Origin of the sequence: Nocardioides sp. Root1257 (assembly GCF_001425175.1) — a bacterium.
In the GTDB taxonomy this organism is placed as follows: Bacteria; Actinomycetota; Actinomycetes; order Propionibacteriales; family Nocardioidaceae; genus Nocardioides.
In genome coordinates this window covers 1,078,069-1,101,743 of the sequence record NZ_LMDV01000008.1, presented here as the reverse complement: position 1 = coordinate 1,101,743, position 23,675 = coordinate 1,078,069, and the positions used below count along the sequence as shown (strand labels likewise).

At 72.4% G+C, this 23,675-nt stretch carries 24 protein-coding genes; 10 read left to right on the top strand and 14 right to left on the bottom strand.

The features are described from left to right. Positions 1-23: 23 nt before the first annotated feature. Together ASC77_RS13295 and ASC77_RS13290 are read right to left on the bottom strand one after the other, a co-directional pair. Positions 24-4,913 (bottom strand): NAD-glutamate dehydrogenase, encoded by a 4,890-nt coding sequence (locus ASC77_RS13295; RefSeq protein WP_056153369.1) that lies wholly within the window; start codon positions 4,911-4,913, stop codon positions 24-26. Positions 4,914-4,983: 70 nt separating this feature from the next. After that, positions 4,984-5,805 carry a tryptophan 2,3-dioxygenase gene (locus tag ASC77_RS13290; RefSeq protein WP_056153366.1) on the bottom strand — a complete coding sequence of 274 codons (822 nt, stop codon included), beginning with the start codon at positions 5,803-5,805 and terminating at the stop codon, positions 4,984-4,986. Between the two features lie 44 nt (positions 5,806-5,849). On the opposite strand from ASC77_RS13290, the gene ASC77_RS13285 reads away from it, so the two are divergent. Further along, positions 5,850-6,329 (top strand): DUF2505 domain-containing protein, encoded by a 480-nt coding sequence (locus ASC77_RS13285; protein WP_162249824.1) that lies wholly within the window; start codon positions 5,850-5,852, stop codon positions 6,327-6,329. Further along, positions 6,329-6,811 carry a DUF2505 domain-containing protein gene (locus ASC77_RS13280; RefSeq protein WP_056153359.1) on the top strand — a complete coding sequence of 161 codons (483 nt, stop codon included), beginning with the start codon at positions 6,329-6,331 and terminating at the stop codon, positions 6,809-6,811. Before ASC77_RS13285 ends, ASC77_RS13280 begins: the two co-directional genes overlap by 1 nt. Here the strand turns inward: ASC77_RS13280 and ASC77_RS26660 are convergent. Next, entirely contained in the window at positions 6,796-6,966 is a 171-nt protein-coding gene (locus tag ASC77_RS26660) for a hypothetical protein (protein ID WP_156391064.1), read from the bottom strand. The genes ASC77_RS13280 and ASC77_RS26660 overlap by 16 nt on opposite strands. 99 nt (positions 6,967-7,065) lie before the next feature. Between ASC77_RS26660 and ASC77_RS13275 the strand changes: the two genes are divergently transcribed. Beyond that, positions 7,066-8,136, top strand: a complete 1,071-nt coding sequence (locus tag ASC77_RS13275) for an alkene reductase (protein ID WP_082574676.1) — start codon at positions 7,066-7,068, stop codon at positions 8,134-8,136. Between the two features lie 61 nt (positions 8,137-8,197). Here the strand turns inward: ASC77_RS13275 and pruA are convergent, their stop codons facing one another. Genes pruA through ASC77_RS13260 form a run of 3 tightly spaced genes read right to left on the bottom strand, consistent with a single transcriptional unit; the run spans position 8,198 to position 11,659 of the window. Next, positions 8,198-9,826, bottom strand: a complete 1,629-nt coding sequence (gene pruA / locus ASC77_RS13270) for an L-glutamate gamma-semialdehyde dehydrogenase (protein ID WP_056153356.1) — start codon at positions 9,824-9,826, stop codon at positions 8,198-8,200. A 13-nt stretch (positions 9,827-9,839) separates the two neighbouring features. Further along, positions 9,840-10,205, bottom strand: a complete 366-nt coding sequence (locus ASC77_RS13265) for a DUF6912 family protein (RefSeq protein WP_056153353.1) — start codon at positions 10,203-10,205, stop codon at positions 9,840-9,842. Then, positions 10,202-11,659, bottom strand: coding sequence for a WS/DGAT/MGAT family O-acyltransferase (locus ASC77_RS13260; protein WP_056153350.1), 1,458 nt, complete (start codon positions 11,657-11,659; stop codon positions 10,202-10,204). Before ASC77_RS13260 ends, ASC77_RS13265 begins: the two co-directional genes overlap by 4 nt. Before the next feature lie 93 nt (positions 11,660-11,752). Between ASC77_RS13260 and ASC77_RS13255 the strand changes: the two genes are divergently transcribed. Both ASC77_RS13255 and ASC77_RS13250 read left to right on the top strand, forming a co-directional pair. Then, positions 11,753-12,115: a hypothetical protein gene (locus ASC77_RS13255; RefSeq protein WP_056153347.1), complete on the top strand. Its 363-nt coding sequence runs from the start codon at positions 11,753-11,755 to the stop codon at positions 12,113-12,115. Positions 12,116-12,127: 12 nt separating this feature from the next. After that, the gene (locus ASC77_RS13250) at positions 12,128-13,456 is read left to right on the top strand and encodes a hypothetical protein (RefSeq protein ID WP_056153344.1); all 1,329 of its coding nucleotides are present in this window, start codon (positions 12,128-12,130) and stop codon (positions 13,454-13,456) included. Between the two features lie 3 nt (positions 13,457-13,459). Here ASC77_RS13250 and ASC77_RS13245 read toward each other — a convergent pair whose 3' ends face one another. The 3 genes from ASC77_RS13245 to ASC77_RS13235 form a co-directional block, all read right to left on the bottom strand. Continuing rightward, positions 13,460-14,203: a hypothetical protein gene (locus ASC77_RS13245; protein WP_056153342.1), complete on the bottom strand. Its 744-nt coding sequence runs from the start codon at positions 14,201-14,203 to the stop codon at positions 13,460-13,462. A 99-nt stretch (positions 14,204-14,302) separates the two neighbouring features. Then, on the bottom strand, positions 14,303-15,523 hold the full coding sequence (locus ASC77_RS13240; RefSeq protein WP_056153339.1) for an AAA family ATPase: 1,221 nt from the start codon (positions 15,521-15,523) through the stop codon (positions 14,303-14,305). Between the two features lies 1 nt (position 15,524). Continuing rightward, positions 15,525-16,238 (bottom strand): hypothetical protein, encoded by a 714-nt coding sequence (locus ASC77_RS13235; protein ID WP_056153336.1) that lies wholly within the window; start codon positions 16,236-16,238, stop codon positions 15,525-15,527. 99 nt (positions 16,239-16,337) lie between these two features. Between ASC77_RS13235 and ASC77_RS13230 the strand changes: the two genes are divergently transcribed. Both ASC77_RS13230 and ASC77_RS13225 read left to right on the top strand, forming a co-directional pair. Further along, a complete protein-coding gene (locus ASC77_RS13230; protein WP_056153333.1) occupies positions 16,338-16,577 on the top strand; it encodes a helix-turn-helix domain-containing protein in 240 nt (79 codons plus the stop codon). A gap of 7 nt (positions 16,578-16,584) precedes the next feature. Further along, positions 16,585-16,800 (top strand): hypothetical protein, encoded by a 216-nt coding sequence (locus ASC77_RS13225; protein ID WP_056153329.1) that lies wholly within the window; start codon positions 16,585-16,587, stop codon positions 16,798-16,800. Here the strand turns inward: ASC77_RS13225 and ASC77_RS13220 are convergent. The 3 genes from ASC77_RS13220 to sigE are packed head-to-tail and all read right to left on the bottom strand — an operon-like array spanning position 16,797 to position 19,196. Next, positions 16,797-18,119, bottom strand: coding sequence for a S1C family serine protease (locus ASC77_RS13220; RefSeq protein WP_056153326.1), 1,323 nt, complete (start codon positions 18,117-18,119; stop codon positions 16,797-16,799). The genes ASC77_RS13225 and ASC77_RS13220 overlap by 4 nt on opposite strands. Positions 18,120-18,147: 28 nt before the next feature. Further along, a complete protein-coding gene (locus tag ASC77_RS13215) occupies positions 18,148-18,606 on the bottom strand; it encodes a hypothetical protein (protein ID WP_156391063.1) in 459 nt (152 codons plus the stop codon). Beyond that, a complete protein-coding gene (gene sigE, locus ASC77_RS13210) occupies positions 18,603-19,196 on the bottom strand; it encodes an RNA polymerase sigma factor SigE (RefSeq protein ID WP_156391062.1) in 594 nt (197 codons plus the stop codon). Before sigE ends, ASC77_RS13215 begins: the two co-directional genes overlap by 4 nt. Before the next feature lie 197 nt (positions 19,197-19,393). On the opposite strand from sigE, the gene ASC77_RS13205 reads away from it, so the two are divergent. Then, positions 19,394-20,035 (top strand): O-methyltransferase, encoded by a 642-nt coding sequence (locus tag ASC77_RS13205; protein ID WP_056153321.1) that lies wholly within the window; start codon positions 19,394-19,396, stop codon positions 20,033-20,035. Between the two features lie 4 nt (positions 20,036-20,039). On the opposite strand, the gene ASC77_RS13200 is transcribed toward ASC77_RS13205, so the two are convergent. Continuing rightward, positions 20,040-21,587, bottom strand: a complete 1,548-nt coding sequence (locus ASC77_RS13200) for a leucyl aminopeptidase family protein (RefSeq protein ID WP_235547632.1) — start codon at positions 21,585-21,587, stop codon at positions 20,040-20,042. A gap of 4 nt (positions 21,588-21,591) precedes the next feature. After that, positions 21,592-21,759, bottom strand: a complete 168-nt coding sequence (locus tag ASC77_RS26160; RefSeq protein WP_082574674.1) for a DUF3117 domain-containing protein — start codon at positions 21,757-21,759, stop codon at positions 21,592-21,594. A 322-nt stretch (positions 21,760-22,081) separates the two neighbouring features. Between ASC77_RS26160 and ASC77_RS13195 the strand changes: the two genes are divergently transcribed. After that, positions 22,082-22,858: a PaaX family transcriptional regulator C-terminal domain-containing protein gene (locus ASC77_RS13195; RefSeq protein WP_056153317.1), complete on the top strand. Its 777-nt coding sequence runs from the start codon at positions 22,082-22,084 to the stop codon at positions 22,856-22,858. 21 nt (positions 22,859-22,879) lie between these two features. Continuing rightward, positions 22,880-23,674, top strand: a complete 795-nt coding sequence (locus tag ASC77_RS13190) for an enoyl-CoA hydratase/isomerase family protein (RefSeq protein ID WP_056153313.1) — start codon at positions 22,880-22,882, stop codon at positions 23,672-23,674. The last annotated feature ends 1 nt before the right edge of the window (position 23,675 follow it).

The window sequence follows — 23,675 nt, the reverse complement described above, 5'->3', positions numbered from 1 at the left end:
CCGAGGTTGGCCCCGTCGCGCGATCAGCCGGAGGCGAGCAGTCCCCGCACGACCCGCAGCCCGACCGAGAGTCGCGCCAGGTCGGCCGCGTCGTCCGTGCAGATCTCCTCGAGCGTCGCCACCGCGCGGGGCACGACGACCGACTCGGCGTCCTCCCACGCGGCGATCCGCGCCTCCGCGGAGTCGTCGGCCGACGTCCGCGCCAGCACCTGTCCGGTCAGCTGGGCGTGGACCGCGTGCAGGTCGTCGCGCAGGGCCGCCCGCGCCATCGTCTGCCACCGGTCCGCGCGCGGCAGCCCGAGGATGCGCTGCACCAGCCCGGGCAGGCCCAGCCGCTCGCCGAGGGCGAAGTGCACCCGAGCGACCACAGCGGGGTCGACGTCCTCGCGGTTCGCGACCTCCATGACGCCGAGCAGCATGTACGCCGGCGGCAGGACCGCGATCCGGGACGCCAGCGCCTCCGGGACACCCGAGGCCTCCAGCGACTCCTTGCGCGCGACGTACGCCGCGAGCTCCCGGCCGATCATCAGCTCGGGCAGCTCCGCCATCGTGCGCTGGACCGGCGCCGAGAACTGTTCCACCGTGCCGGCGCTGTCCAGCGGTGGCCGGCGGTTGTTGACCAGCCAGCGCGAGGCCCGCTCGACGAGGGTGCGCATCTCCAGGCGCATCCGGGTCTGCAGCGCGGCGTCGAGCTGGTTGTCGAAGGTCATCAGCTCCCGGCGCAGGTCGAGCGAGCCGAAGATCTCCCGGGCCACGAAGTTGGCCCGGGTCAGCTCGCCCGCGGTCGCCCCGGTCTCGCCGGCGAGGCGCGGCCAGTAGGTCATGCCCGCGCCGTTGACCAGGTCGTTGACCACCTGGGTCACGATGATCTCGCGGCGCAGCGGGTGCTGCTCCACCTGGGGACCGAAGCCCTCGCGGACCTGGGTCGGGAAGTAGGCGCGCAGGTCGAGGTCGAGGTACGGGTCGTCGGGCAGGTCGGAGTCGAGCAGCTCCTGCTCGAGCACGATCTTGGTCCAGGCGAGCAGCACCGACAGCTCGGGCGCCGAGAGGCCCTCGCCGCTGTCGTCGCGACGGCGGACCTCCTGCACCGACGGCAGTCCCTCGAGCTCGCGATCCAGGAACCCGTCGCGCTCGAGCCGCCCCATCCACTCCTCGTGGACGTGCAGCATCGAGGGCGCGTGGTCGAGGGCGTTCGCGAGCGCGATGTTCTGCTCGTAGTTGTCGCGCAGCACCAGGGCAGCGACCTCGTCGGTCATCTCGGCCAGCAGCTGGTTGCGCTGCTTCTCCGTCAGGTCGCCGTCCTTGACGACCCGGTCGAGCAGGATCTTCAGGTTGACCTCGTGGTCGGAGGTGTCGACGCCCGCGGAGTTGTCGATGAAGTCGGTGTTCATCCGGCCGCCCACGCCGTCGCAGCCCTCGCGGGAGTACTCGATGCGCCCGAGCTGCGTGAGACCCAGGTTGCCGCCCTCGCCGATGGACCGGGCGCGGACGTTGCGCCCGTCGACCCGGATGCCGTCGTTGGCCTTGTCGCCGGCGTCCGCGTGCGACTCCGACGAGCCCTTGACGTACGTGCCGATGCCGCCGTTCCACAGCAGGTCGACCGGCGCCTTGAGGATCGCGCTCATCAGGTCCGCGGGCGTCATCGCCTCGACGCCGGCGCCGATGCCGAGCGCCGTACGCACCGCGTCGTCGATCGGGATCCGCTTGAGCGAGCGCGAGTACACGCCACCGCCCGCCGAGATCAGGTCCTTGTCGTAGTCCTGCCAGCTCGACCGCGGCAGGTCGAAGAGCCGCTTGCGCTCGGCGTACGACGCGGCCGCGTCGGGCGTCGGGTCGAGGAAGATGTCGCGGTGGTCGAAGGCCGCCACCAGCAGCGTCTTCTCCGAGCAGAGCAGGCCGTTGCCGAAGACGTCTCCGGACATGTCGCCGATGCCGACGCAGGTGAACTCCTCGGTCTGGCAGTCGATGCCGCGCTCGCGGAAGTGCCGCTGCACCGAGACCCAGGCGCCGCGCGCGGTGATGCCCATCGCCTTGTGGTCGTAGCCGACCGAGCCACCGCTGGCGAAGGCGTCGCCCAGCCAGAACCCGTAGTCCTTCGAGACGCCGTTGGCGATGTCGGAGAACGTCGCGGTGCCCTTGTCGGCCGCGACCACCAGGTAGGAGTCGTCGCCGTCGTGGCGCACCACGTCGCGCGGCGGGACGGTCGCGCCGTCGACGAGGTTGTCGGTGATGTCGAGCAGGCCGGAGATGAAGGTCGTGTAGCAGGCGACGCCCTCGGCCAGCCACGCGTCCCGGTCGCCCGGGTCGGGCAGCTGCTTGCAGAAGAACGCGCCCTTGGCGCCGACCGGCACGATCACGGTGTTCTTCACCATCTGCGCCTTCACCAGGCCGAGCACCTCGGTGCGGAAGTCGTCGCGTCGGTCCGACCAGCGCAGGCCGCCGCGCGCGACGGCGCCGAAGCGCAGGTGCGAGCCCTCGACCCGGGGCGAGTAGACGAAGATCTCGTACTTCGGCCGCGGGGCCGGGAGGTCCGGGATCGCGTCGGGTTCGAGCTTGAGCGAGATGTAGGGCTTCGGTCCGCCCTCGGCGGCCGGCTGGAAGTAATTGGTGCGCAGCGTCGCGCGGACGTGGGTCAGGTACGACCGCAGGATGCGGTCGTGGTCGAGGCTCGCGACGTCGTCGAGCGCGCGGGCGATCCGCTCCTCGATCCCCTCCTCCGTCGACGACCGGTCGGCGCCCGGGTCTGCCGCGCTGGGGTCGAACCGCGCCTCGAAGAGGCGCACGAGCAGACGGGTGATGTCGACGTTGTTGAGCAGCGCCTCCTCGATGTAGTCGAGGGCGAACGGCGAGCCGCCCTGCCGCATGTACTTCGCGTACGCGCGCAGCAGCGTGGCCTGCCGCCAGGTCAGGCCCGCCGCGAGCACGAGGGCGTTGAAGCCGTCGATCTCGTTGAAGCCGTCCCAGACCGCACGGATCGCGTCGTGGAACAGCTCGCGGCCCTTGTCGGGGATGCCGGAGCCGTAGCGCAGGCCGAACTCGTAGATGTAGGTCGGACGGTCCAGCCCGTCGAGCTCGTAGGGCCGCTCGTCGACGACCTCCACGCCCATCGACGACAGCATCGGGAGGACCTGCGACAGCGACAGGGGGGATCCGACCCGGAAGACCTTGAGCCGGGCCTCGCCGCGGCCCGCGTCCAGGTCCTCGTAGAGCGACAGGTCGATGCCGCCGCGGTCGTCGACGACCTGGAGCGCCTCGAGACGACCGACGTCGGCGGCCGCGATGCGGGGCGAGAAGTCCTCCTTGTACGCCTCCGGGAACGACGCGTGGAAGCCCCGGGCGAGGCGGGCGCCGTCCTCCTCGCCGTACCCCGCGATGACGGCGGTGGTGAAGTCGTCGCGCCACGACCGGGACGCGTCGGCCATCCGGCGCTCCAGGTCGGCGGTGTCGAACTCCTCCGGGATCGATGCGCCCTTCGCCGGGTGCACGACGAAGTGCACGCGCGCGGTCGTCGACTCGGTGAGCCGGACCGTGAACTCGACGGACTCGCCGCCCAGCCGCTCACGCAGGATCTCGGAGAACCGCTCGCGGACGGTCGTGTTGTAGCGGTCGCGGGGCAGGTAGACGAGCACCGAGACGTAGCGCCCATAGGTGTCGCGCCGGATGAAGATCCGCAGCTGGCGGCGCTCGCGCGCGTGCATCGCCTGCTCCGCCATCGGCGCCAGCTCGTCGACCGTCGTGTGGAAGAGCTCGTCGCGCGGATAGGTCTCGAGCGTGTCCATCAGCGCCTTGCCGTCGTGGCTCATCGGCTCGAAGCCGATGCGGTTCAGCACCGCGGCGGCGCGCTCGCGCAGCAGGGGGATGCGGGTGAGGGACTCGGTGTACGCCGCGCTCGAGTAGAGGCCGAGGAAGCGTCGCTCGCCGACGACCTCGCCGTTCTCGAACTTCTTGACGCCGACGTAGTCGAGGTACGCCGGGCGGTGCACCGTCGAGCGCGAGTTGGCCTTGGTGAGCACCAGCAGCGTCTTCTCGCGGGCCTTGGCGGCGGCCGCGGCCGGCAGCCGGCCCGACGTCGTCCCCATGTCCTGGTCGGCGCGCAGGATGCCGAGGCCGGTGCCGGGGACACCGCGGAGGTACTCGTCCTCACCCTGCTGCTCGAGGCGGTACTCGCGGTAGCCGAGGAACGTGAAGTGCGCGTCGCCCAGCCACTGCAGGAGCGCGGCCGTCTGCTTCACCTCGTCCGGGTCGACCCCGGTCGGCGGGTCGGCCTCGAGCTCACGGACGACCTCCGCGACCTGCGCGTGCATCTTGTCCCAGTCCTCGACGGACTCGCGGACGTCGCGCAGCACCCGCTGGATCGAGTCCTCCAGCGCGGCGACGTCCTCGTCCTCGGGGATCCGGTCGATCTCGACGTGCATCCACGACTCGCGGACGCCGTCGCCCTCGTCGACCTCGGCGTCGCCGACGGCGACCGGGCGCACCTCCTGGAGCGTGCCGGTGATGTCGCGGACGACGTCGAAGAGCGGGTGGATGACCAGGTGCACGTCGTGCAGCTGGCGCGAGAGCTCCATCGTCAGCGAGTCGACGAGGAACGGCATGTCGTCGACGACGACCTCGACCACGGAGTGGCCGTCCGCCGACCAGCCCTGGTCGCTCGGCCCCGGCGTGAAGACCCGGACGCGGGCGGTGCCCTGCGGGCGGGTGCCCGCCAGCCGGTAGTGCGACGCGAAGGCGCCGTACACGTCCACGTCGGAGCGCTCGGCGATGTCCTCGGTGGCCACCCGGCGGTAGTAGGCGAGCAGCAGCGCGTCGACGGACTCGTGCGGCGGGCCGCCGCTCCCCCTTCCGCTGCGAGCGACCTCGATGGCCTGGGTGAGAAGGGCAGACTTGTCCGCATCGTGCGTCGTCGTTGACACGACTCCGACACTAGGACGCGGGTGCGTCCCGGGCCAAGACGGGTCGGTTACCCGCGGGTCGCGGCGCTCCTCAGAGCTCGCTGCGCAGCTCCCAGAGCAGCGGGTAGTACTGGACCGGCAGGCGGGAGCGCAGGTACGTCGCGCCGCTCGAGCCGCCGGTGCCGGACTTCGCCCCGATCATCCGCTCGACCATCACCACGTGGCGGGCGCGCCAGCTGGCCGCGAGCTCGTCGTGCTGGAGCAGCGCCTCCGCCAGGGCCCACACCACGGCGTACTGGTCCCGGTCGTGGGCGGCCGTGCGCAGCGAGGCCGTCACCTCCTCGTCCGTGCCGGCGGCCAGGCCCACGGAGCCGAGGGCCACCAGGAACGCGTCCCACAGCGTCGGCTCGCTGAGTCGGGCGTCGAGGTGCTGGCGCTCGGCCTCCGTGAGCCCCTTGAACCGCTGGACGTACGACGCGTCCTTGGCGCCCGAGAGGAACTCCAGCTCGCGGAACTGCACGGACTGGAAGCCGCTGGCCGGGGCGAGCTGCTGGCGGAACTCCAGGAAGTCCTGCGGCGTCATCGTCTCCAGCACGTCGACCTGCTGGATCAGCACCCGCTCGATGACGTGCACGCGCGCCAGCAGGTGCTGCGCCCACCACAGCCGGCCCCCGTCGGCGCCCGTGAGCATCGCGTCACGGGCCGCCGTGACCTCGTGCAGGAGCTGCTTGAACCAGAGCTCGTAGACCTGGTGGATCGTGATGAACAGCAGCTCGTCGTGGGCCGGCGGGTCCGACTCGAGGTGCTGGGCGTCCAGCAGCTGCGGGAGCCGGAGGTAGCTGCCGTAGGTCAGCTGCGCACCCTGCTCGCCGAAGGACACGAAGCTCTCGTCGGTGCTGGTCTGGTCACTCATGGCCCCGACGGTAGTCAGGTTTGCCGGTGGGCATGATGGCGGCCATGAAGTTCCGACACGAGCTCACCTACGACGCCTCCCCCGTCGAGGTCTTCGCGATGCTCGCCGACCCTGCCTTCCGGGAGGCCGGGTGCGCGGCCGCCGACGTCGTCTCCGCCGACGTCACCGTCGAGCGGGTCGGCGACGGCTTCTCGCTGACCGTCGAGCGCGTGGACCGCACCGACGGGCTGCCGGCGTTCGCGCGGACCTTCGCCGGCGACACGACGCGCTCGATCCAGCGCGAGGAGTGGGCCGACGCCTCCGGCGGCACCCTGGTCATCGAGGCGCCCGGCAAGCCGTCGGAGGTGCAGGGCACGATCACCCTGGTGCCGGACGGCGCCGCGACCCGCGAGATCATCGAGCTCGACCTCAAGATCAAGGTGCCGCTGATCGGCGGCAAGCTGGAGAAGCTGCTGGCCGAGCAGGTCACCGCCGGCATCGAGGCCGAGCAGCAGGCCGGCATCGCCTACCTCAAGGAGCACTGATGGGCACCCGCCTCACGCACACGATGACGTACGACGCACCGCTCGCCGCCGTGGGTGCGATGCTGGACGACCCGGCCTACCGCGCCGAGGTGATCGAGGCCCAGGGCGGCCTGCGCGGGACGTTCGAGATGGAGACCTCGGGAGACGTGACGACCGCCGTCGTCGACCAGGTGCAGCCGGCCGAGGGCCTGCCGTCGTTCGCGAAGCGGCTCGTCGGCTCGGAGATCAACATCGTGCAGCGCGAGGAGTGGACCTCGGAGTCCTACGCCGACCTGCACGTCACCATCCCCGGCAAGCCCGGGCAGATGGCGGGCTCGATCAGCCTGGTCGAGTCCGACGGCACGACGACCGAGACGGTCGAGGTCGAGATCACCGTCAACATCCCGCTGGTCGGCGGCAAGGTGGAGAAGCTGATCTCCGACATGCTCAGCAAGGCGTTGCGCGCCGAGGAGAAGGTCGCGCGCGACTACTTGTCGCGCTGAGCCTCCTCGTCCTCGCCGGCATCCTGGCGCCGGCGTACGACGATCAGGATCGCCAGCACCACGAACGGGCCGAACGCCAGGAGCAGCGTCAGCGCCTTCTCGACGGGGTGCAGCGCCCCCAGGTGCAGCGCGACCAGCCAAACCGTGACGTTCATCGCGGCCCATTCTCCACCGACGGGGGAATCCTGCGGTCACCAGGCCTGGTTCTCCCTGGGTCGCAGCACATCGGCGACCCGACCAGAGGAGATGCACGCGTGCCCGATCTTTTCGATGCCCTGACCGTCCAGTCCTGGGAGCTGCCCAACCGTCTCGTGATGGCGCCCCTGACCCGCAACCGCGCCGAGGGCACGGTGCCGGGTGACCTGGCGGTGGAGTACTACGCCCAGCGCGCCTCCGCCGGCCTGATCATCACCGAGGGCTCGCAGCCGAGCGCCCGGGGCCAGGGCTACCTGAACACTCCCGGCTTCCACTCCCCCGAGCAGCTCGCCGGCTGGCGTCGCGTCGCCGACGCCGTGCACGCTAACGGGGGCCGGATCGTCGCGCAGCTGATGCACGCCGGTCGGATCTCCCACCCCGACAACACCGGCGGCCAGGAGATCATCGCGCCCAGCGCGCTGGCCGCGCCCGACGAGATGTTCACCGCCGACGGCCCGAAGCCGTTCCCGGTCCCGCGCGAGATCGCGACCGACGAGATCCCCGCGGTCATCGACGAGTACGTCACCGCCGCCCGCAACGCGATCGAGGCCGGGCTGGACGGTGTCGAGGTGCACGCCGCCAACGGCTACCTCATCCACCAGTTCCTCGCGCCGGGCTCCAACGAGCGCAGCGACGAGTACGGCGGCTCCCCCGCCGACCGGGCCCGGTTCGGCATCGAGGTCACCCGGGCCGTCGCCGAGGCGATCGGCGCCGAGCGGGTCGGCATCCGGATCTCGCCCGCCCACAACATCCAGGGCGCGACCGAGACCGACGAGGCCGACACGGCCGCGACGTACACCGCGCTGATCGAGGGCATCGCCCCGCTCGGCCTGGCCTACCTCAGCGTGCTGGCCGAGCCGAGCGACGAGCTCGTGCAGCAGCTCCGCGCGAGCTTCGGCGGTGTCCTGATCGCCAACGACGGCTTCGGCCGGATCACCACCCGCGAGAAGGCCCAGGCGATCCTGGACCAGGACCTGGCCGACGCGGTGGCGGTCGGCCGCCTGTTCCTGGCCAACCCGGACCTGCCGAAGCGCTGGGAGACCGGCGCCGAGCTCAACCAGCCCGACGAGGCCACGTTCTACGGCGGCGGCGCCGAGGGCTACACGGACTACCCGACGCTCGCCAGCTGACCCAGCACGACGACGAAGGCCCCGCCGGCATGCCGGCGGGGCCTTCGTCGTACGTCGGCGCTCAGCCCAGGTAGGGGTAGCGGTAGTCGGTCGGCGGGACGAACGTCTCCTTGATCGACCGCGGGCTGGTCCACCGGAGCAGGTTGACCGCGGCGCCCGCCTTGTCGTTGGTGCCGGAGGCCCGGCCGCCGCCGAACGGCTGCTGGCCCACGACCGCGCCGGTCGGCTTGTCGTTGATGTAGAAGTTGCCGGCGGCGAAGCGCAGCTCCGCCTGCGCCCAGGCGATCGCCCGGCGGTCCTGGGCGATGATCGAGCCGGTCAGGGCGTACGGCGCGATCGACTCCATGCCGCGCACGACCTTCTCGAAGTCGGCGTCCTCGTAGACGTGGACGGCGAGGATCGGGCCGAAGTACTCGGTCGTGAACATCTGGTCGGTCGGGTCGGTCGACTCGACGACGGTCGGGTGCACGAAGTAGCCGACCGAGTCGTCGGCCTTGCCGCCGACGATGACGTCGAGCTTCTTCTGCCGCTTGGCCCGCGCGATCGCGGCCTTGTGCTTGGCGAACGCCCGGTCGTCGATGACCGCACCCATGAAGTTGGTGAAGTCCGTCGGGTCGCCGATGGTGATCGTCTCGATCTCGGACAGGAACGAGTCCTTCATCTTCTTCCACACCGAGCGCGCGACGTACGCCCGCGAGGCGGCCGAGCACTTCTGGCCCTGGAACTCGAACGCGCCGCGGATCATCGCGGTGCGCACGACATCAGGGTCGGCCGAGGGGTGCGCGACGATGAAGTCCTTGCCGCCGGTCTCGCCGACGATGCGCGGGTAGGAGCGGTAGTTCTCGATGTTGTTGCCGACCTCGCGCCACAGGTGCTGGAAGGTCGGGGTCGAGCCGGTGAAGTGGATGCCGGCCAGGTCGGGGCTGGCGAGCGCGACCTTCGAGACCTCGAGGCCGTCGCCGGGCAGCATGTTGATGACGCCCGGCGGCATCCCGGCCTCCTCGAGCAGCTCCATCGTCAGCGACGCGGCGAGCTGCTGGGTCGGCGAGGGCTTCCAGATCACCGTGTTGCCCATCAGCGCCGGGGCGGTGGGCAGGTTGCCGGCGATCGCGGTGAAGTTGAACGGCGTGATCGCGTAGACGAAGCCCTCGAGCGGGCGGTGGTCGGTGCGGTTCCACACGCCGGGGCTGTTGGCGATCGGCTGGTCCGCGAGGATCTCGCGCCCGTAGGTGACGTTGTAGCGCCAGAAGTCGATGAGCTCGCAGGCCGAGTCGATCTCGGCCTGGTACGGCGTCTTCGACTGACCGAGCACGGTGGCCGCGTTGATGCGCTGGCGCCAGGGGCCGGCGAGCAGGTCGGCGGCCTTGAGCAGGATCGCCGCGCGGTCGTCGTAGGCCAGCGCGCGCCACTCGGGGGCGGCGTCGGCAGCGGCCTTGATCGCGGCGCGGGCGTCGGCCTGCGTGGAGTTCTTCATGGTGCCGAGGACGTGCTGGTGGTCGTGGGGCTGGACGACCTTGATCTCGGCGCCGCCGCCGGCCTTGCGCCGCCCTCCGATGTGCGCCTTGAGGTCCTTCTGCTTCTTCTCGAGCCGCTCGATCTCGACCCGGAGCTCCTCACGCTCGGGAGAGCCCGGCGCGTAGGTCAGGTTCGGCTCGTTGATCGGGGCAGGAGGAGTGGTGACGGCGTCCATGCCTGCGATGCTCTCACTCCCCGTCGTGGGAGCCCAAAAGTGTCGGGATCTCCTGCACGCCGTACCACCCGAGGTCCTCGTCGGGGTCGGCGTCGACCGGGCGGTCCTCGGGGTCGGCGTGCACGGCGACGAGCCGCTTGAGCGGCACCGTCCAGCCCGTCTCCGGCTCCTTCTCCAGCTCGGCGACGACCACGATCCGGCGTCCGGGGCCCGCGAGCATCCCCGCTGACGCGTCGGCCGCGGTCATCAGGGCGGCGTACTCGCCGTCCTCGCTGTCGTCGGGCGCGACCACGGCGTCGTCGGTCACCGTCACCTCGCCCGAGGCGTGCAGGTCCGCGAGACCGGCGACGGTGAGCGGCAGGTAGATCCGGGTCGTCACGACGTCTCCGTGGTCTCGGGGGCCTTGCGCTTGCGACGGCCGCGCGGGGCGCGGGTGCGGCTCGGGGAAGCCGTGTCGACGAGCTCGTCGAGCGCCTCCCGCAGGCACTGCCCGAGGAGGTCGGCGTCCGGCAGCATGTCGCGGTCGGCGTTGAACCCGTAGAAGACGGAGCCGTCGTACGACGTCACGCCGATCGCCAGCGGCCGGCCCTCGAAGAGCGGCGGCACGGGGTAGGTCGCGACCATCCGGGCGCCGGCGGCGTAGAGCGGCGCCTGCGGCCCGGGCACGTTGGTGACGCAGAGCTGGTAGCCCCGGCGACGCTCGGCACCCGCGACCCGGGCCCCGAGCGCGTGGAACGTCGCCGGAGCGAAGCCGGACATGCCCGCGAGGCGGGACGCCGGGATCGCGCGACCGGCCTCCTTGTGGGCGAGGAACGAGTACGAGACCTGGTGCAGGCGGACGATCGGGCTGGCCTCCCCGACGGGGAGGTCGACGAAGTGGGCCGCGATCTGGCTGCCCATCGCGGTCGCCTCGAGCTCGTCGTCGATGACCGAGACCGGCACCAGCGCCCGGATCTTGCGGATGCCGCGCATCGACTCGCCGCGCGTCATCAGCCAGGCCCGGAGGCCGCCGGTCACCGCCGCGAGCACGACGTCGTTGATGCTGCCGCCGTGCGCCTCGCGCACCTTGCGGTGGTCGGCGAGGTCGGTGCGCACGGTGACCACCCGGCGCTGCTGCGAGAGCGGCCCGATGATCGGCGACTCCGCGCGGGGCGTCCGGTTGGTCAGGGCGTCGACGACCCGCCCGGTCGTCCGCGCCCCCGCGGCGGCGCCACGCAGCACCGAGCCGGTCGTCGTGCGCACGGTGTCGACCACGGTCCCGGCGTCGGTGGCGGAGTCCTTGACCGCGCCGGCCATCAGCGAGAACGGCGACGGCGCGCGCCGGGCGCGCCACTCGTCCGAGCCGAGCTCCTTGGTCTCCGCGCTGGTGTCGAGGAGCACCTGGCCGATGTCGACGGTGTCGATGCCGTCCACGAGCACGTGGTGCGACTTGGTGAGCAGGGCGAACTGTCCGTCGGCGAGTCCCTCGACGACGTACACCTCCCACAGCGGACGGCTGCGGTCCAGCGGGCGGGAGACGATCCGGGAGACGAGCTCGCGGAGCTGCTCGAGGCTCCCCGGCCGCGGCAGGGCCGAGCGGCGCACGTGGAAGCCGATGTCGAACTGCTCGTCGTCGACCCACACCGGGTTGGCGAACCGGCCCGGCACGAACTGGACCCGCTGGCGGTAGCGCGGCACGAACGAGATGCGGTCCTGCACGAGCTCGACCAGGCGGGCGTAGTCGAACCCGGCCGGCCCGGGCTCGAAGATCTCGACCGTCGCGTTGTGCATCGGGGTCGAGGCCGACTCCTCGGCCAGCAGGGCCACGTCGCGCGGGCGTAGCCGCTCCGTCATCCGCTGCCCCCTCGTGTTGGGTGTCGGCGTCCCGTCCCGACCGGCGCCAGGGTCACCGTACCGACGCTTGGTGCCCCATGGGATTCTGGCACCATGCGCCGTCTGCTCGTAGCCGCCACCGTGCTGGCCACTCTCACTCTCGCGACCGCCTGCGGCAGCGAGGACACGCCGTCCGACTCGGGCTCGTCCGACCCGTTGGTCATCAAGGTGACCTTCGACGGCGACTCGGTCACCCCCAACGGCGACCGCGTCGAGGTCGCCAAGGGTCAGGACGTCGAGCTCCAGGTGACGGCCGACGTGGCCGGTGAGATCCACGTGCACTCCTCGCCGGAGCAGGAGCTCGAGTACCCGGCCGGCGAGTCGACGCAGACGATCAAGGGCATGGACCAGCCGGGCACGGTCGACGTCGAGTCGCACCACCTGGACAAGGTCATCGTCCAGCTCGAAGTGCACTGACGGCTGCCTGAGGTGTCCTTCGACGGCATCACGCTCGCGCACGGCGTCGGCGGTCCCAAGGACCTGCCGATCTCGCCCGAGCTGGCGATCGCCGGCGCGACCGCCGCCCTGGTCGTGTCGTTCACGGTCCTCGCGATCGCCTGGCGCAACCCGCGCTACGACGCCGCCACCAGCGGCCGTCCCGCCCCTGCCTGGCTCGCCGGCATCGTCGACTCGACCTGGTGGCGGGTGCTGTGGCGTGCGCTCGGCTTCGCGCTCTTCCTGTACGTCGGCGCTGCGGCCGTCCTCGGCAAGGACCTCGTCATCAACCCCGTCTTCGGGGTGTTCTACGTGTGGTGGTGGGTGGGCCTGGTCCCGCTCTCCCTCTTCTTCGGTCCCGTCTGGAAGGCGATCAGCCCGGTCCGCACCATCAACCTCGCGTTCGCGAAAGTGTCGGGCAGCGACCCCGAGCGGGGCGTCTTCACCTACCCCGAGCGCCTCGGGCACTGGCCGGCGGCGGTCGGCCTCTTCGCCTTCGTGTGGCTCGAGCTGGTCTACCCCTACTCGACCGAGCTCGGCCCGGTGCGGCTCTGGGTCGCGGCGTACGTCGCGGTGATGCTGGTCGGCGGCGCCCTCTTCGGCAACGTCTTCTACGAGCGCGCCGACCCGTTCGAGGTCTACTCGACGCTGGTGTCGCGGATGTCGGCGTGGGGTCGCCGCGACGGCGTGCTGCTGATCCGCAGCCCGCTCGCCAACCTGGACTCGACGCCCGCACTGCCCGGACTGGTCGGCGTGGTCGCCGTCCTCTTCGGCAGCACCGCGTTCGACTCGTTCAAGGACTCCACGCACTGGGTGCAGTTCGTCCAGGGCAGCACCACGTCGGCGTACCTGCTCAACAACCTCGCGCTGCTCACCTTCTGCGTCGGCGTCGGCGCGATCTTCGCGGCCGGCACGATGCTCACGGGGCTCGGCGACGACCTGCAGCGCCGCCAGCTGCCGGACCTCTTCGCGCACTCGGTGGTGCCGATCGTGGTCGGCTACGTGATCGCGCACTACCTCAGCTACCTGGTCGAGGTCGGCCAGCTGACGCTGATCCAGATGAGCGACCCGCTCAGCAACGGCAGCAACCTGCTCGGCACCGGCAACCTCGACGTGAGCTACTGGCTGAGCTACCACCCGACCCTGCTGGCTAACGTCAAGGTGCTCGCCGTCGTCGCCGGGCACGTGCTCGGCGTGATCGCGGCGCACGACCGGGCGATCAGGATCCTGCCCAGGCGCCACCAGCTCACCGGTCAGCTGCCGCTGCTCGCCGCGATGATCGCCTTCACCGTGGGTGGCCTCTACCTGCTCTTCGCCGCCTAGGGACTACGCGAGCGTCGGGCCGGCTGCGATCCCGGCCAGCCACGGCTCGCTGGCGGCGGCGACCAGGTCCTCCTCGACGACGTCGGCGAGGATCACGGCGGCGGCGCGCAGGCGGGTGGCCCGGAAGACCGGGCTGCGGCGCACGGTCGCGCTGGACACCGCGGTCACCCGGGTCACCATCCGCAGCGAGGACTGGCGACCGGTGATCGCGGCGGTGGCCAGGAAGGCGTCGGCGATGCCGTCCCAGTAGACCTCCGGACGACCGACCCATGCCTGGGTCACGGCCTGCACCCGCTGGGCGCTGCCGGTGAAGTCGGCGATGCCGTGCAGCACGTCGAGCACCTCGTCGTACGACGGCCCGAAGCCGAGCTCCTCCTCGGGACCCACGAGCTGGCGCAGCGGCCGCATCGTCTCGCTCGCGACGGCTGGCTGGATCCAGCGCTCGAGGTGCAGCACGGTGGCGACGTCGCAGAGCGCGTCGATGCCGTTGCGGTGGGTGCGGTCGAGACCGGGCAGCAGGTCGAGGTAGAAGCGCACCAGCTGCGCGCGCACCCGCACCTGGCTCACGAGCAGGTCGGGCGGCGCTCCGGCCGGCAGCACGGTGGGGCTGACCGGACCGCGCATCGCGCCGAGCATCTCGAGCTCGACGCGCGACATCCGCGGCAGCAGGGCGGGGACCACCGAGCCGAGCAGGGGCGAGAGGGCAGGCGTGCGCCGCCCGCTCGGGTACAGCAGGCGCGCCTCCATGTCGGCGGCCGCCGGCTCCAGGTCATCGAGTTCCCACAGGGGAAGGTTCGGCCGATCTGCGCGGCGCCTGAGGCATCCGGGCGCCTCGTTTTGTGTCGATCAGGTCTCGGCGGGCACCGGCAACAGGCCGTCGACGACACGGCCCACGGCCCGGCCGAGGTCGGAGTCACCGCACTCGACCAGGGTCCGGCCGCTGACCAGGGCCCGGTCGACGGCCTGCTGGTCGTCGGGCAGGAAGTGCAGGGCGCTCGGCCGGGCGAACCCGGAGACCATCGCCGTGATCTCGCGCTCGCTCCAACCGAGGGTCGGTCGCATCCGGTTGACGACCACCTGGACGGTGCGAACGCTGCGGCGCTCGCCCAGCTCGACCAGTGCCCGAGCCAGCCGGGAGAGCCCGACGGGGTCGGCACCGCCGACGACGAGCACCTCGTCCGCGGCGTCCAGCGCCTCCAGGGTCATCTGGTTGCGGCCGGGTCGGCCGCCGAGGTCGGGGACCAGCTCCTCCTCGAGGCTGAAGCCGGTGTCGACGACCACCTCGGCGCCGGCGGCGGCGAGCGACACCAGCTGGTCGACCGTGCCGGGCCGGACCTCCACCCAGCGGTCCGACCGCGGGAGGCCGGTCACCACGCTCAGGTGCTGGTCGATCCCCCGCTGCACCGAGCCGAGCCGCGTCTCGAGCTGGCCGCCGGCCTCGAGGCGTACGGCGGCGAGCAGACCGGACACCTCGTCCAGGATGCCGAGCTGCTGGGCGAGCGCCCCGCCGTACGGATCGGCGTCGACGAGCACCACCCGGCGTCGGCGACGACCGATCTCCGCAGCCAGCGCCGCGGCAACGGTGCTGCGTCCGGCCCCGGCCGGACCCCAGACGGCGACGACCCGGCCCGCCATCGTCGGCACCGCGCGCGCCGGAGGCCCGACGGGCGCCGGGTCGACCGGACGGCGCACCACCGTCGGCGGCCGGTCGTCGGCACAGATCGCGTCGGCGAGGGTCTCGAGGTGGTCGTCGGTGACGACGACCGGGATGCCGATGCGTCCGGCCCGCAGCCGCCCGCCGTCGAGGGTGGCTCCGCCGGCGGCGATCGCGACCGGGCGCACGGCGTGGGCCCGCAGGTGGTCGACGGCCGCGCGGTCCAGACCGGGCGCCTCCAGCCCGACCACGGCCACGTCGGCCTGCCCAGCGGTCGCTGCCGCGAGCAGGTCGTCGACGTCGACGCAGCGCTTGAGCACGACGATCCGCGGATGGTCGCCGAGCAGCCGGAGCGCCTCGGGCTCCCACGCGGCGCCGGAGGCGACGATCAGGATGACGACCCGGTCGGCCATCTCAGCCTCGGCGTACGACGGTGAGCAGCGGGCTCTCGAGCGCGGCGACTGCCGCGAAGTAGGCAGCCGCGTCGGCCTGCGGCACCGCCAGGACCAGCTGGCGCCGCCCACTCGCTCCACCGAGCCCGTCGTCGGCGCCGGGCGCGTCCACGACGGTCGCCTCACGCAGCACCGGTGTGCCGGGCTCTCCGCTCGCGGCCGCACCGCGGGCCGGATCGCCGATCAGGTAGACGTCCACGACGGAGCCGGCGTGCACGGCCGGAGGGACCTGCTCGGACTCCACGGCGACCGGAAGCTCGACCGAGTCGGCCGGCTGGTCCGCGGCACCGACCGCGCCGCGCGGCAGCAGCTCCCCGGCACCGACGGCCCGCACGAGCCGCAGGTCGGCGGGCAGCGTGTCGTCGGCGCGGTAGTAGCCGGCCAGGTCGTCCGCGTCGGAGAACCGCACCCGGTGCACGACCAGGTCGTCCTCGGTGAGGGCCGCGCCCGGTCCCGCGTCGGCCGACACCGCCCACACCGCCACCGTGTCGTCCGCCGCGGCCAGCAGCCGGGACCCGGCGACCACCGAGACGGCCACGATCAGCAGGCCGACCCACAGCCGGGGGTCGCGCCACCCCGGCGTGGTGGCGCGTGCGGCGGAGGGCACCGCCGTCGCCGCCCGGTCTCCGGCCCGACGGCCGGTGTCCGGGCCGTCCTGCCTGACCCCGAGACTCACGACGACATGATCACCCCTGCCGCCGAGGGCGAAACCCGGTCATCCACAGGCACGCGAGGCGTCACGCGCGACCCCGGTCCGGGATGCGACGATGGGCCCATGTCCGCGACGCCCCGGTTCCTCACGCTCGCCGACGTTGCCGAGGTCCTGAACACCTCGAGCGCGCAGGTCTACGCGCTGGTCCGGCGCGGCGACCTGCCCGCCATCAAGATCGGTGGACGCGGTCAGTGGCGCGTCGAGTCGGCGCAGCTGGAGGAGTTCATCCAGCGGATGTACTCCGAGACGCGTACCTTCGTCGACGAGCACCCCTTCGTCGACGCCGAGCAGCCGGAGAGCTGAGGCCACCATGAGCAAGCCGTTCGGCGAGGACCTCTGGAAGAACGCTCAGGCGGTCAGGTTCGCGAAGGACGGCGGGCTCGAGGTCCCGGTCCGCGCCGACGGCGACCACGGGATCCGCATCGGGCTCGACGCGGTCGCGGCGCGCCCCCAGGACCAGCCGGCTCCCCGGCCCCGACGGCGCCTTCGCGACCTCGTGCGGCGCCGCCGCTCGTCACCCGGCTAGCCGACCTCGCCGTCGAGGGTGAGGCTGATCTGGCGCTCCTTGCCGTCGCGCAGCACCGTGAACTCGACCTTCTCGCCGGGCTGGTGGGTGCGGATGGCGACGATCAGGGCGATGCCGTCGGTGACGCGGGCCCCGTCGACCTCGGTGATCACGTCGCCCTTCTCCAGGCCGCCCGACTCGGCCGGGGTGTCCGGCTGGACGGAGTCGACCTCGGCGCCCTTGCCGTCGGAGTCGCCGCCGGTGCGCACCTTCGCGCCGATCACGGGGTAGCGCGCCTCGCCGGTGCGCAGGATCTGGTCGGCGGTGATCTTCACCTGCTCGATCGGGATCGCGAAGCCGACGCCGATGTTGCCGGACTCGCCGCCGACCGAGCCGCCCGTGGTGGCGATCGCGGAGTTCACGCCGACGACCTGGGCGCGCAGGTTGACCAGCGGCCCGCCCGAGTTGCCGGGGTTGATCGCGGCGTCGGTCTGGACGGCGTTGATGTACGACGAGTCGTTGCCCGAGTCCCCGGTCGTGACCGGCCGGTGCAGGGCACTGATGATGCCGGCCGTGACGGTCGAGCTCAGCCCGAGCGGCGAGCCGATCGCGACGACACCCTCACCGACGACGAGACGCCGGGACGAGCCGAGCGCGGCCGGCGACAGGCGGCGCGCCTGGGGCACGTAGAGGACGGCGAGGTCGTAGACCGGGCTGCGCCCGACGATCTTCGCGTCGTAGTGGTTGCCGTCCTGGTCGACGATCTCGATCGGGCCGTCGTCGGACGCGGCGTCGGCGACCACGTGGTTGTTGGTGATGACGTGGCCCTGCCGGTCGAGCACGAACCCGGATCCGGTCGCCCCGCCGGCCTGGCCGTCGTACTCGGCGATGATCTGCACCGTGCTGGGCAGCATCTTCTGGGCGACGGCCGCGATCGAGCCGTTGTCGGCCTCGAGGGGCGGCTCGGAGACGGTGTCCACGTCGGCGAGGCCGCCGGCGACCGTGCCGGGCTGGTCGCGCAGCCCCTCGTAGGCGGCGCCGCCGACCAGGCCGCCGAGCACGCCGATCACGAGGGCCAGCACGCACACGACCGGCCAGAGCCAGGCGGGCACCCGGCCCCGGGGAGGTGGAGGCTGCCGGTGCTGCTGGGGCGGTGCCCCGAACGGCTGCGGGTACGGCGGCGCCTGGTACGTCGGCGGCACCCAGCTCGGCACCGGCCCGGCCGGGGGCGGCGACGGGCTGTACGGCTGCTGACCGGCCGACAGCTGGCCAGCCGACTGCGGATCGGGCAGCGGCTGGGTCGGCTCCGCGCCGGACGGCGGGACGTCGTCGTGACTCACGGCTCCATCATGTCCCGCGGGACAAGGACTAGTCCCGGCGGGTCAGCGTCGGCTGGGACGGGGACGGGACCCGCGGAGCCTGGGAGTGCGTGATCGACGCCGGCGCCCGGCGGTCGTTGGCGGGCGCGTCGGCCGGGGCGACCCCGAGCGCCAGCACGCCCATCACGGCGGCGCCGACGGCGCCACCCCCGAGGGCGACCAGCCCGATCTGACGGCGCCGGTGCTCGCGGTCCTCGACGAGGAACGAGTCGGACGGTGTCGCCGGCAGCGCACCGAGCAGCGAGCCCTTGAGGCTGTCGGGCGTCGACGTCGCGCCGAAGGACAGGCCGGCGAGGCGGGTCTTCACCCAGCCCTCGCGCTCGACCTGGTCGCGGCAGGTGTGGCAGGTGTGCACGTGCGACCACGCACGCTCGGTCTCCTCCGCGGACAGCTGCCCGTCGAGGAGCGCGCTGACGCGGGGCCCGAGGTGGCCGACCGGACCCATCACGAGGTGCTCCCCCAGCCCGACAGCAGCTGGCCGGACGCAGGCCCGGCGTACCGCACCCGTCCTTCGGAAGGAGCCCGGTGGGCGAGCGCGGTGCGCAGCATGGCACGGCCGCGGTGGATGCGGGAGCGGACGGTGCCGAGCTTGGTGCCGAGGATCTCGGCGATCTCCTCGTAGGTGAGGCCCTCGACGTCGCACAGCACGACGGCCGCGCGGAAGTCGGGCGGCAGCGTGGCGAGCGCGCTCTCGATGTCGTCGTCGAAGGTGCGGTCGACGTACGCCAGGTCCGGCGTCGGCGCCGACGAGGTGAGCCGCTCGGCGCGCTCGTCGGAGAGGGCGTCGAACCGGATCCGCTGCTTGCGACGGGCCTGGTCGAGGAAGAGGTTGGTGGTGATGCGGTGCAGCCAGCCCTCGAAGGTGCCGGGCGTGTACGTCGACAGCGACCGGAAGACGCGGACGAAGACCTCCTGGGTGAGGTCCTCGGCGTCGTGCCGGTTGCCGGTCAGGCGGTAGGCGAGCCGGTAGACCCGGTCGGAGTGCTGCTCGACGATCTCCTCCCAGGAGGGCACGTGCTGGTCCGGGGTGGTCTCCACCGGAGCCTCCTTCGAGTGCACTGTGTCGCGCTGTCGCGCGGATCCGCCGAACACGTCTTGTCCTTCCTCACCGTAGGGACACGTACTGAGAGATTCCTGTGAAGCCAGTGTCCCTCGTCCGTGCCTCGATGGGGAGAACGAGCGACCCCGGCCCGGTGTTCCCGCGTCCGGCACTCCGGGCGCGATACGTTGAGCCCGTGAAGCCAGCGAGTTGGTCCTACGCCGAGGAGTTCGTCGCCGAGGACGCCGTCCTGGCGGCCGCCAGGGCCCGGGCCGAGGAGGTCGGCGTGACGCCGATCGGCTCGGGAGGTGGGGCCACGCTCCAGTTCCTGGCCTCGGCCCTCGAAGCCCGCGCCGTGGTCGAGATCGGGACCGGCACCGGCGTCTCCGGTCTGTGGCTGCTGCGCGGCATGCGCGCCGACGGCGTGCTGACCACCGTCGACATCGAGACCGAGCACCAGCGCCTGGCCCGGCAGTCCTTCACCGAGGCCGGCTTCGCGACCCAGCGGGCCCGCACCATCTCCGGTGCGGCGCTCGACGTGCTGCCGCGGCTGACCGACGGTCACTACGACCTGGTGTTCTGCGACGGCGACAAGCGCGAGTACTCGGCCTACCTGGCCGAGGCGCTGCGCCTGCTGCGCCCCGGCGGCGTGGTGGCCTTCGACAACGCGCTCTGGCACGACCGGGTCGCCGACCCCGCCCAGCGCGACGAGGAGACGGTCGCCATCCGCGACCTGGGCCGTCAGGTCGCCGAGCACGACGGCCTGGTGTCGCTGCTGCTCCCCGTCGGGGACGGGCTGCTGCTCGCGAAGAAGGAGTGGAGCCCGGACGCCGACTAGTGTCCTAGCTCCCGATCCCGGCCAGCGGCTCCGCCGAGCCCAGCCACTCCAGCAGCGCTCGCGCCCCGAAGCCGGTCGGTCCGGTCGTCCACTCGTAGGACTCCTCCGGGGCATCGCCCACCGACGCGACGTCGAGGTGCGCCCACGGGATCTCCCCCACGAAGTGCTGGAGGAAGAGCGCCGCGGTGATCGCACCCGGTCCGCCGGCCCCGTTGTCGGCGTCGGCGACCGTCGAGCTCAGCTTGGCCTCGTAGGAGTCGCTCAGCGGGAACCGCCACAGCGGCTCGCCGGCGGTCTCCGCGGCCGCCGCGAGCAGGCCCGCGAGCACGTCGTCGTTGGCGAAGAAGCCGCCCACCTGCTGCCCGAGCGCGACCTTCATCGCCCCGGTGAGGGTCGCGACGTCGACGATGACGTCCGGCTCGACCTCGGCGACGGCGTACGCGAGCGCATCGGCGAGCACGACCCGCCCCTCGGCGTCGGTGTTGGTGACCTCGGTGGTGCGGCCGCCGTAGTGGCGCACGACGTCGCCGGGGCGTACGGCGTTGCCGCCGATCGCGTTCTCGGCCGCGGCGATCAGCCCGACCACCCGGACCGGGCAGCCGACCGCGGCGAGCGCGGCCATCGTCGACAGGACGACCGCCCCGCCCGTCATGTCGCGCTTCATGTTGACCATCGCCTCGCCCGGCTTGATCGAGAGCCCGCCGGTGTCGAAGGTGATGCCCTTGCCCACGAGCGCGACCGTCGGCGTACGCCGTCCGGCCTTGGGCGGCGCGTAGTCGAGGCGGATCAGGCGCGGCGGCGTCGCCGACGCCTGGCCGATCGTCAGGATCCCCCCGAAGCCGCCGTCGGCGAGCTGCTGCTCGTCCCACACGGTGATGTCGAGCCCGTGCTCGGCGGCGACCGCACGCGCCTGGTCGGCGAGCCACGGCGGGTTCTTCAGGTTGGCGGGGACCGTCGCCAGCATCCGTGAGCGCCAGCCCGCGCCGCCGACGGCGACCGCGCGCACCAGCACCGGCTGGAGGTCGGGCGACAGGTCGGCGAGCACCACCTGGGCGACCGGCTGGTGCTCCGGCGGACCGGAGCGCCACTGGAACCCGAACGAGCCGAGCATGGTGCCGACCACGAACGGCGTCAGCGCCTCGTCGGGCGCGATCGCGGGGATCGTGGTCGCCACCGAGGCGCGGTCGCGGACCGCTCGCGCCAGCGCGGCGCCCGCGCGGCGGAAGTCCTGTCCGCGCTGCGCGCCCACCCCGACCAGCAGCACCAGGCCGAGGTCGGCGTTGTCCGCGGTGCCCTGGGGCACCGGGATGCTCGTGACCTCACCGGCGCGCCCGGTCGCGCCAGCGACCTCGAGGACGCCGACCAGGTCGACGTCCAGCAGGTCCGCGAGCTCGGCCGCACCCGGACCCAGCAGCGGCGCGGTGCCGTCCTCGCCCGGGAGGACCGGCAGTGCCACCACCTCGACGCCGACGACACCGTGGGGCGGTGTCGCGCTCAGCGCGAAGTCGGGGGGTGAGACCTGTCTCGGAAGTTGGAGCTTCGGGGCCGACACGGCGTCAGCCGACGACGTCCTTGAGGGCATCCCCGAGAGCACCGGCCTCCTCGGCGTTGAGTTCGACAACGAGGCGGCCACCGCCTTCGAGCGGGACGCGCATCACGATGCCGCGTCCCTCCTTGGTGACCTCCAGCGGACCGTCGCCCGTCCGCGGCTTCATCGCCGCCATCCGCGCACCTTCCTTCGCCTGTCAGGGGCCGAACGAGCCTCCGAGCGAGCCCGCTGCGCCATGTGCACGCACCATTATCCCCTATGAGGCGGTGACGTGGAGCACTAGGGCGCATGTCCCCATTCTGGTCGTCGCGAGCGTTGTCCAGCGCGTGCGATGGCAAGGCGCCGGAGCGAAGGCGTGCCAGCGGCACGTCGAGCGAACGGCAACGAAGCCAGCGCGCGTGATGGGCGACGCGCAGCAGGCCACGAATGGGGAGACGCGCCCTGGGACATGCTCGGTGCACCGCGGGTCATCCGGCCGCGGCTGGCAGACTCAGCGCATGCAGGCCCGCTCGGCACTCTTCGACGTGTACGGCGACCACCTGCGCGCCCGCGGCAGCGAGGCACCGGTGGCCGCCGTCGTGCGGATGCTGGACCCAGTCGGCATCGCCGCCCCCGCGGTCCGGACCGCGATCTCCCGGATGGTGATGCAGGGCTGGCTCGAACCGGTCCAGCTCAGCGGAGGGCGTGGCTACCGCACCACCGACCAGGCCAACCGTCGCCTCGACGAGGCCGGCGACCGGGTCTACCGCCGGCACCTGCCGACGTGGGACGGGCGCTGGCACGTCGCCTTCGTCGACCCCCCGGCCGCTCGGCCGGTCCGGACCCGGCTGCGCGCCGACCTCGCCTTCGTCGGCTACGCCGAGCTCGCCGACAACGTCTGGGTGAGCCCGTTCCGCCGGACCGAGCTCGAGTCGGTCCTCGCGCGGGCCGGCGCCACCGCCCGGACCGCGTGGGCCGACGGCTTCGACCCCGAGCCGACCAGCGCGTGGGACCTGAGCCGGCTGCGCTCGTCGTACGACGGCTGGCTGGAGTCGGCCGACGGCCTGGTCGTGCGCCACCTCGACGCCCACGACGACGAGGACGAGGCCGCCTTCGCCGCCCGCTTCCACCTCGTGCACGAGTGGCGCAAGTTCCTCTTCGCCGACCCGGGTCTGCCGGACGCGCTGCTCCCGGACGACTGGCCGGGCCGCGACGCCGCTGCCCTGTTCGCGTCCGCGGCGACCCGGCTCAAGCCCGGCACCGACCGGTTCGTCGCCCGCTGCCTGGGTGCCTGATCGGCCTGACAGGATGCACGCATGACCGACTCCCCCGTGCTGCTCGACGTCACTGACGGCGTCGCCACCATCACGCTGAACCGTCCCGAGGCCTACAACAGCCTCAACATCGAGACCAAGGTGCTGCTGCGCGACACGATCCGGCAGGTCGCGGACGACCCCGAGGTGCGCTGCGTGGTGCTGACCGGCACCGGCAAGGCGTTCTGCACCGGGCAGGACCTCAAGGAGCACATCGAGCTGCTCGAGAACGGCGGCAGCGACGCGCTCTTCACGACCGTCGACGAGCACTACAACCCGACGGTGACGGCGCTGGCCGGCATGGCCAAGCCGGTGATCGCCGCGGTCAACGGCGTCGCGGCCGGCGCCGGCTCCAGCCTCGCCTTCGCCTGTGACCTGCGGATCGTCGCGGACACCGCCGGCTTCAACCTCGCCTTCGCCAACGTCGCCCTCTCCTGCGACACGGGCGCCAGCTACCACCTCCAGCAGCTGGTCGGCCGCGCCAAGGCGATCGAGCTGCTCTACCTCCCCCGCACGATCAGCGCCGCCGACGCGCTCGAGCTCGGGCTCGCGACCAAGGTCGTCCCGGCCGACGAGCTCGCGGCCGAGGTCGGCGCGCTGGCCGCCCGACTCGCGGCCGGCCCGACGGTCGCGCTCGGCGCGATGCGGCAGTCCGTCGCGTACGCCGCCGGCCACTCCTTCGAGGAGGCGCTGGAGTTCGAGAGCGCGATGATGACCAAGACGGGCGCGACCGCCGACCACCGGGCCGCGGTCGCTGCGTTCGTCGCGAAGGAGAAGCCGACCTTCGAGGGGCGGTAGG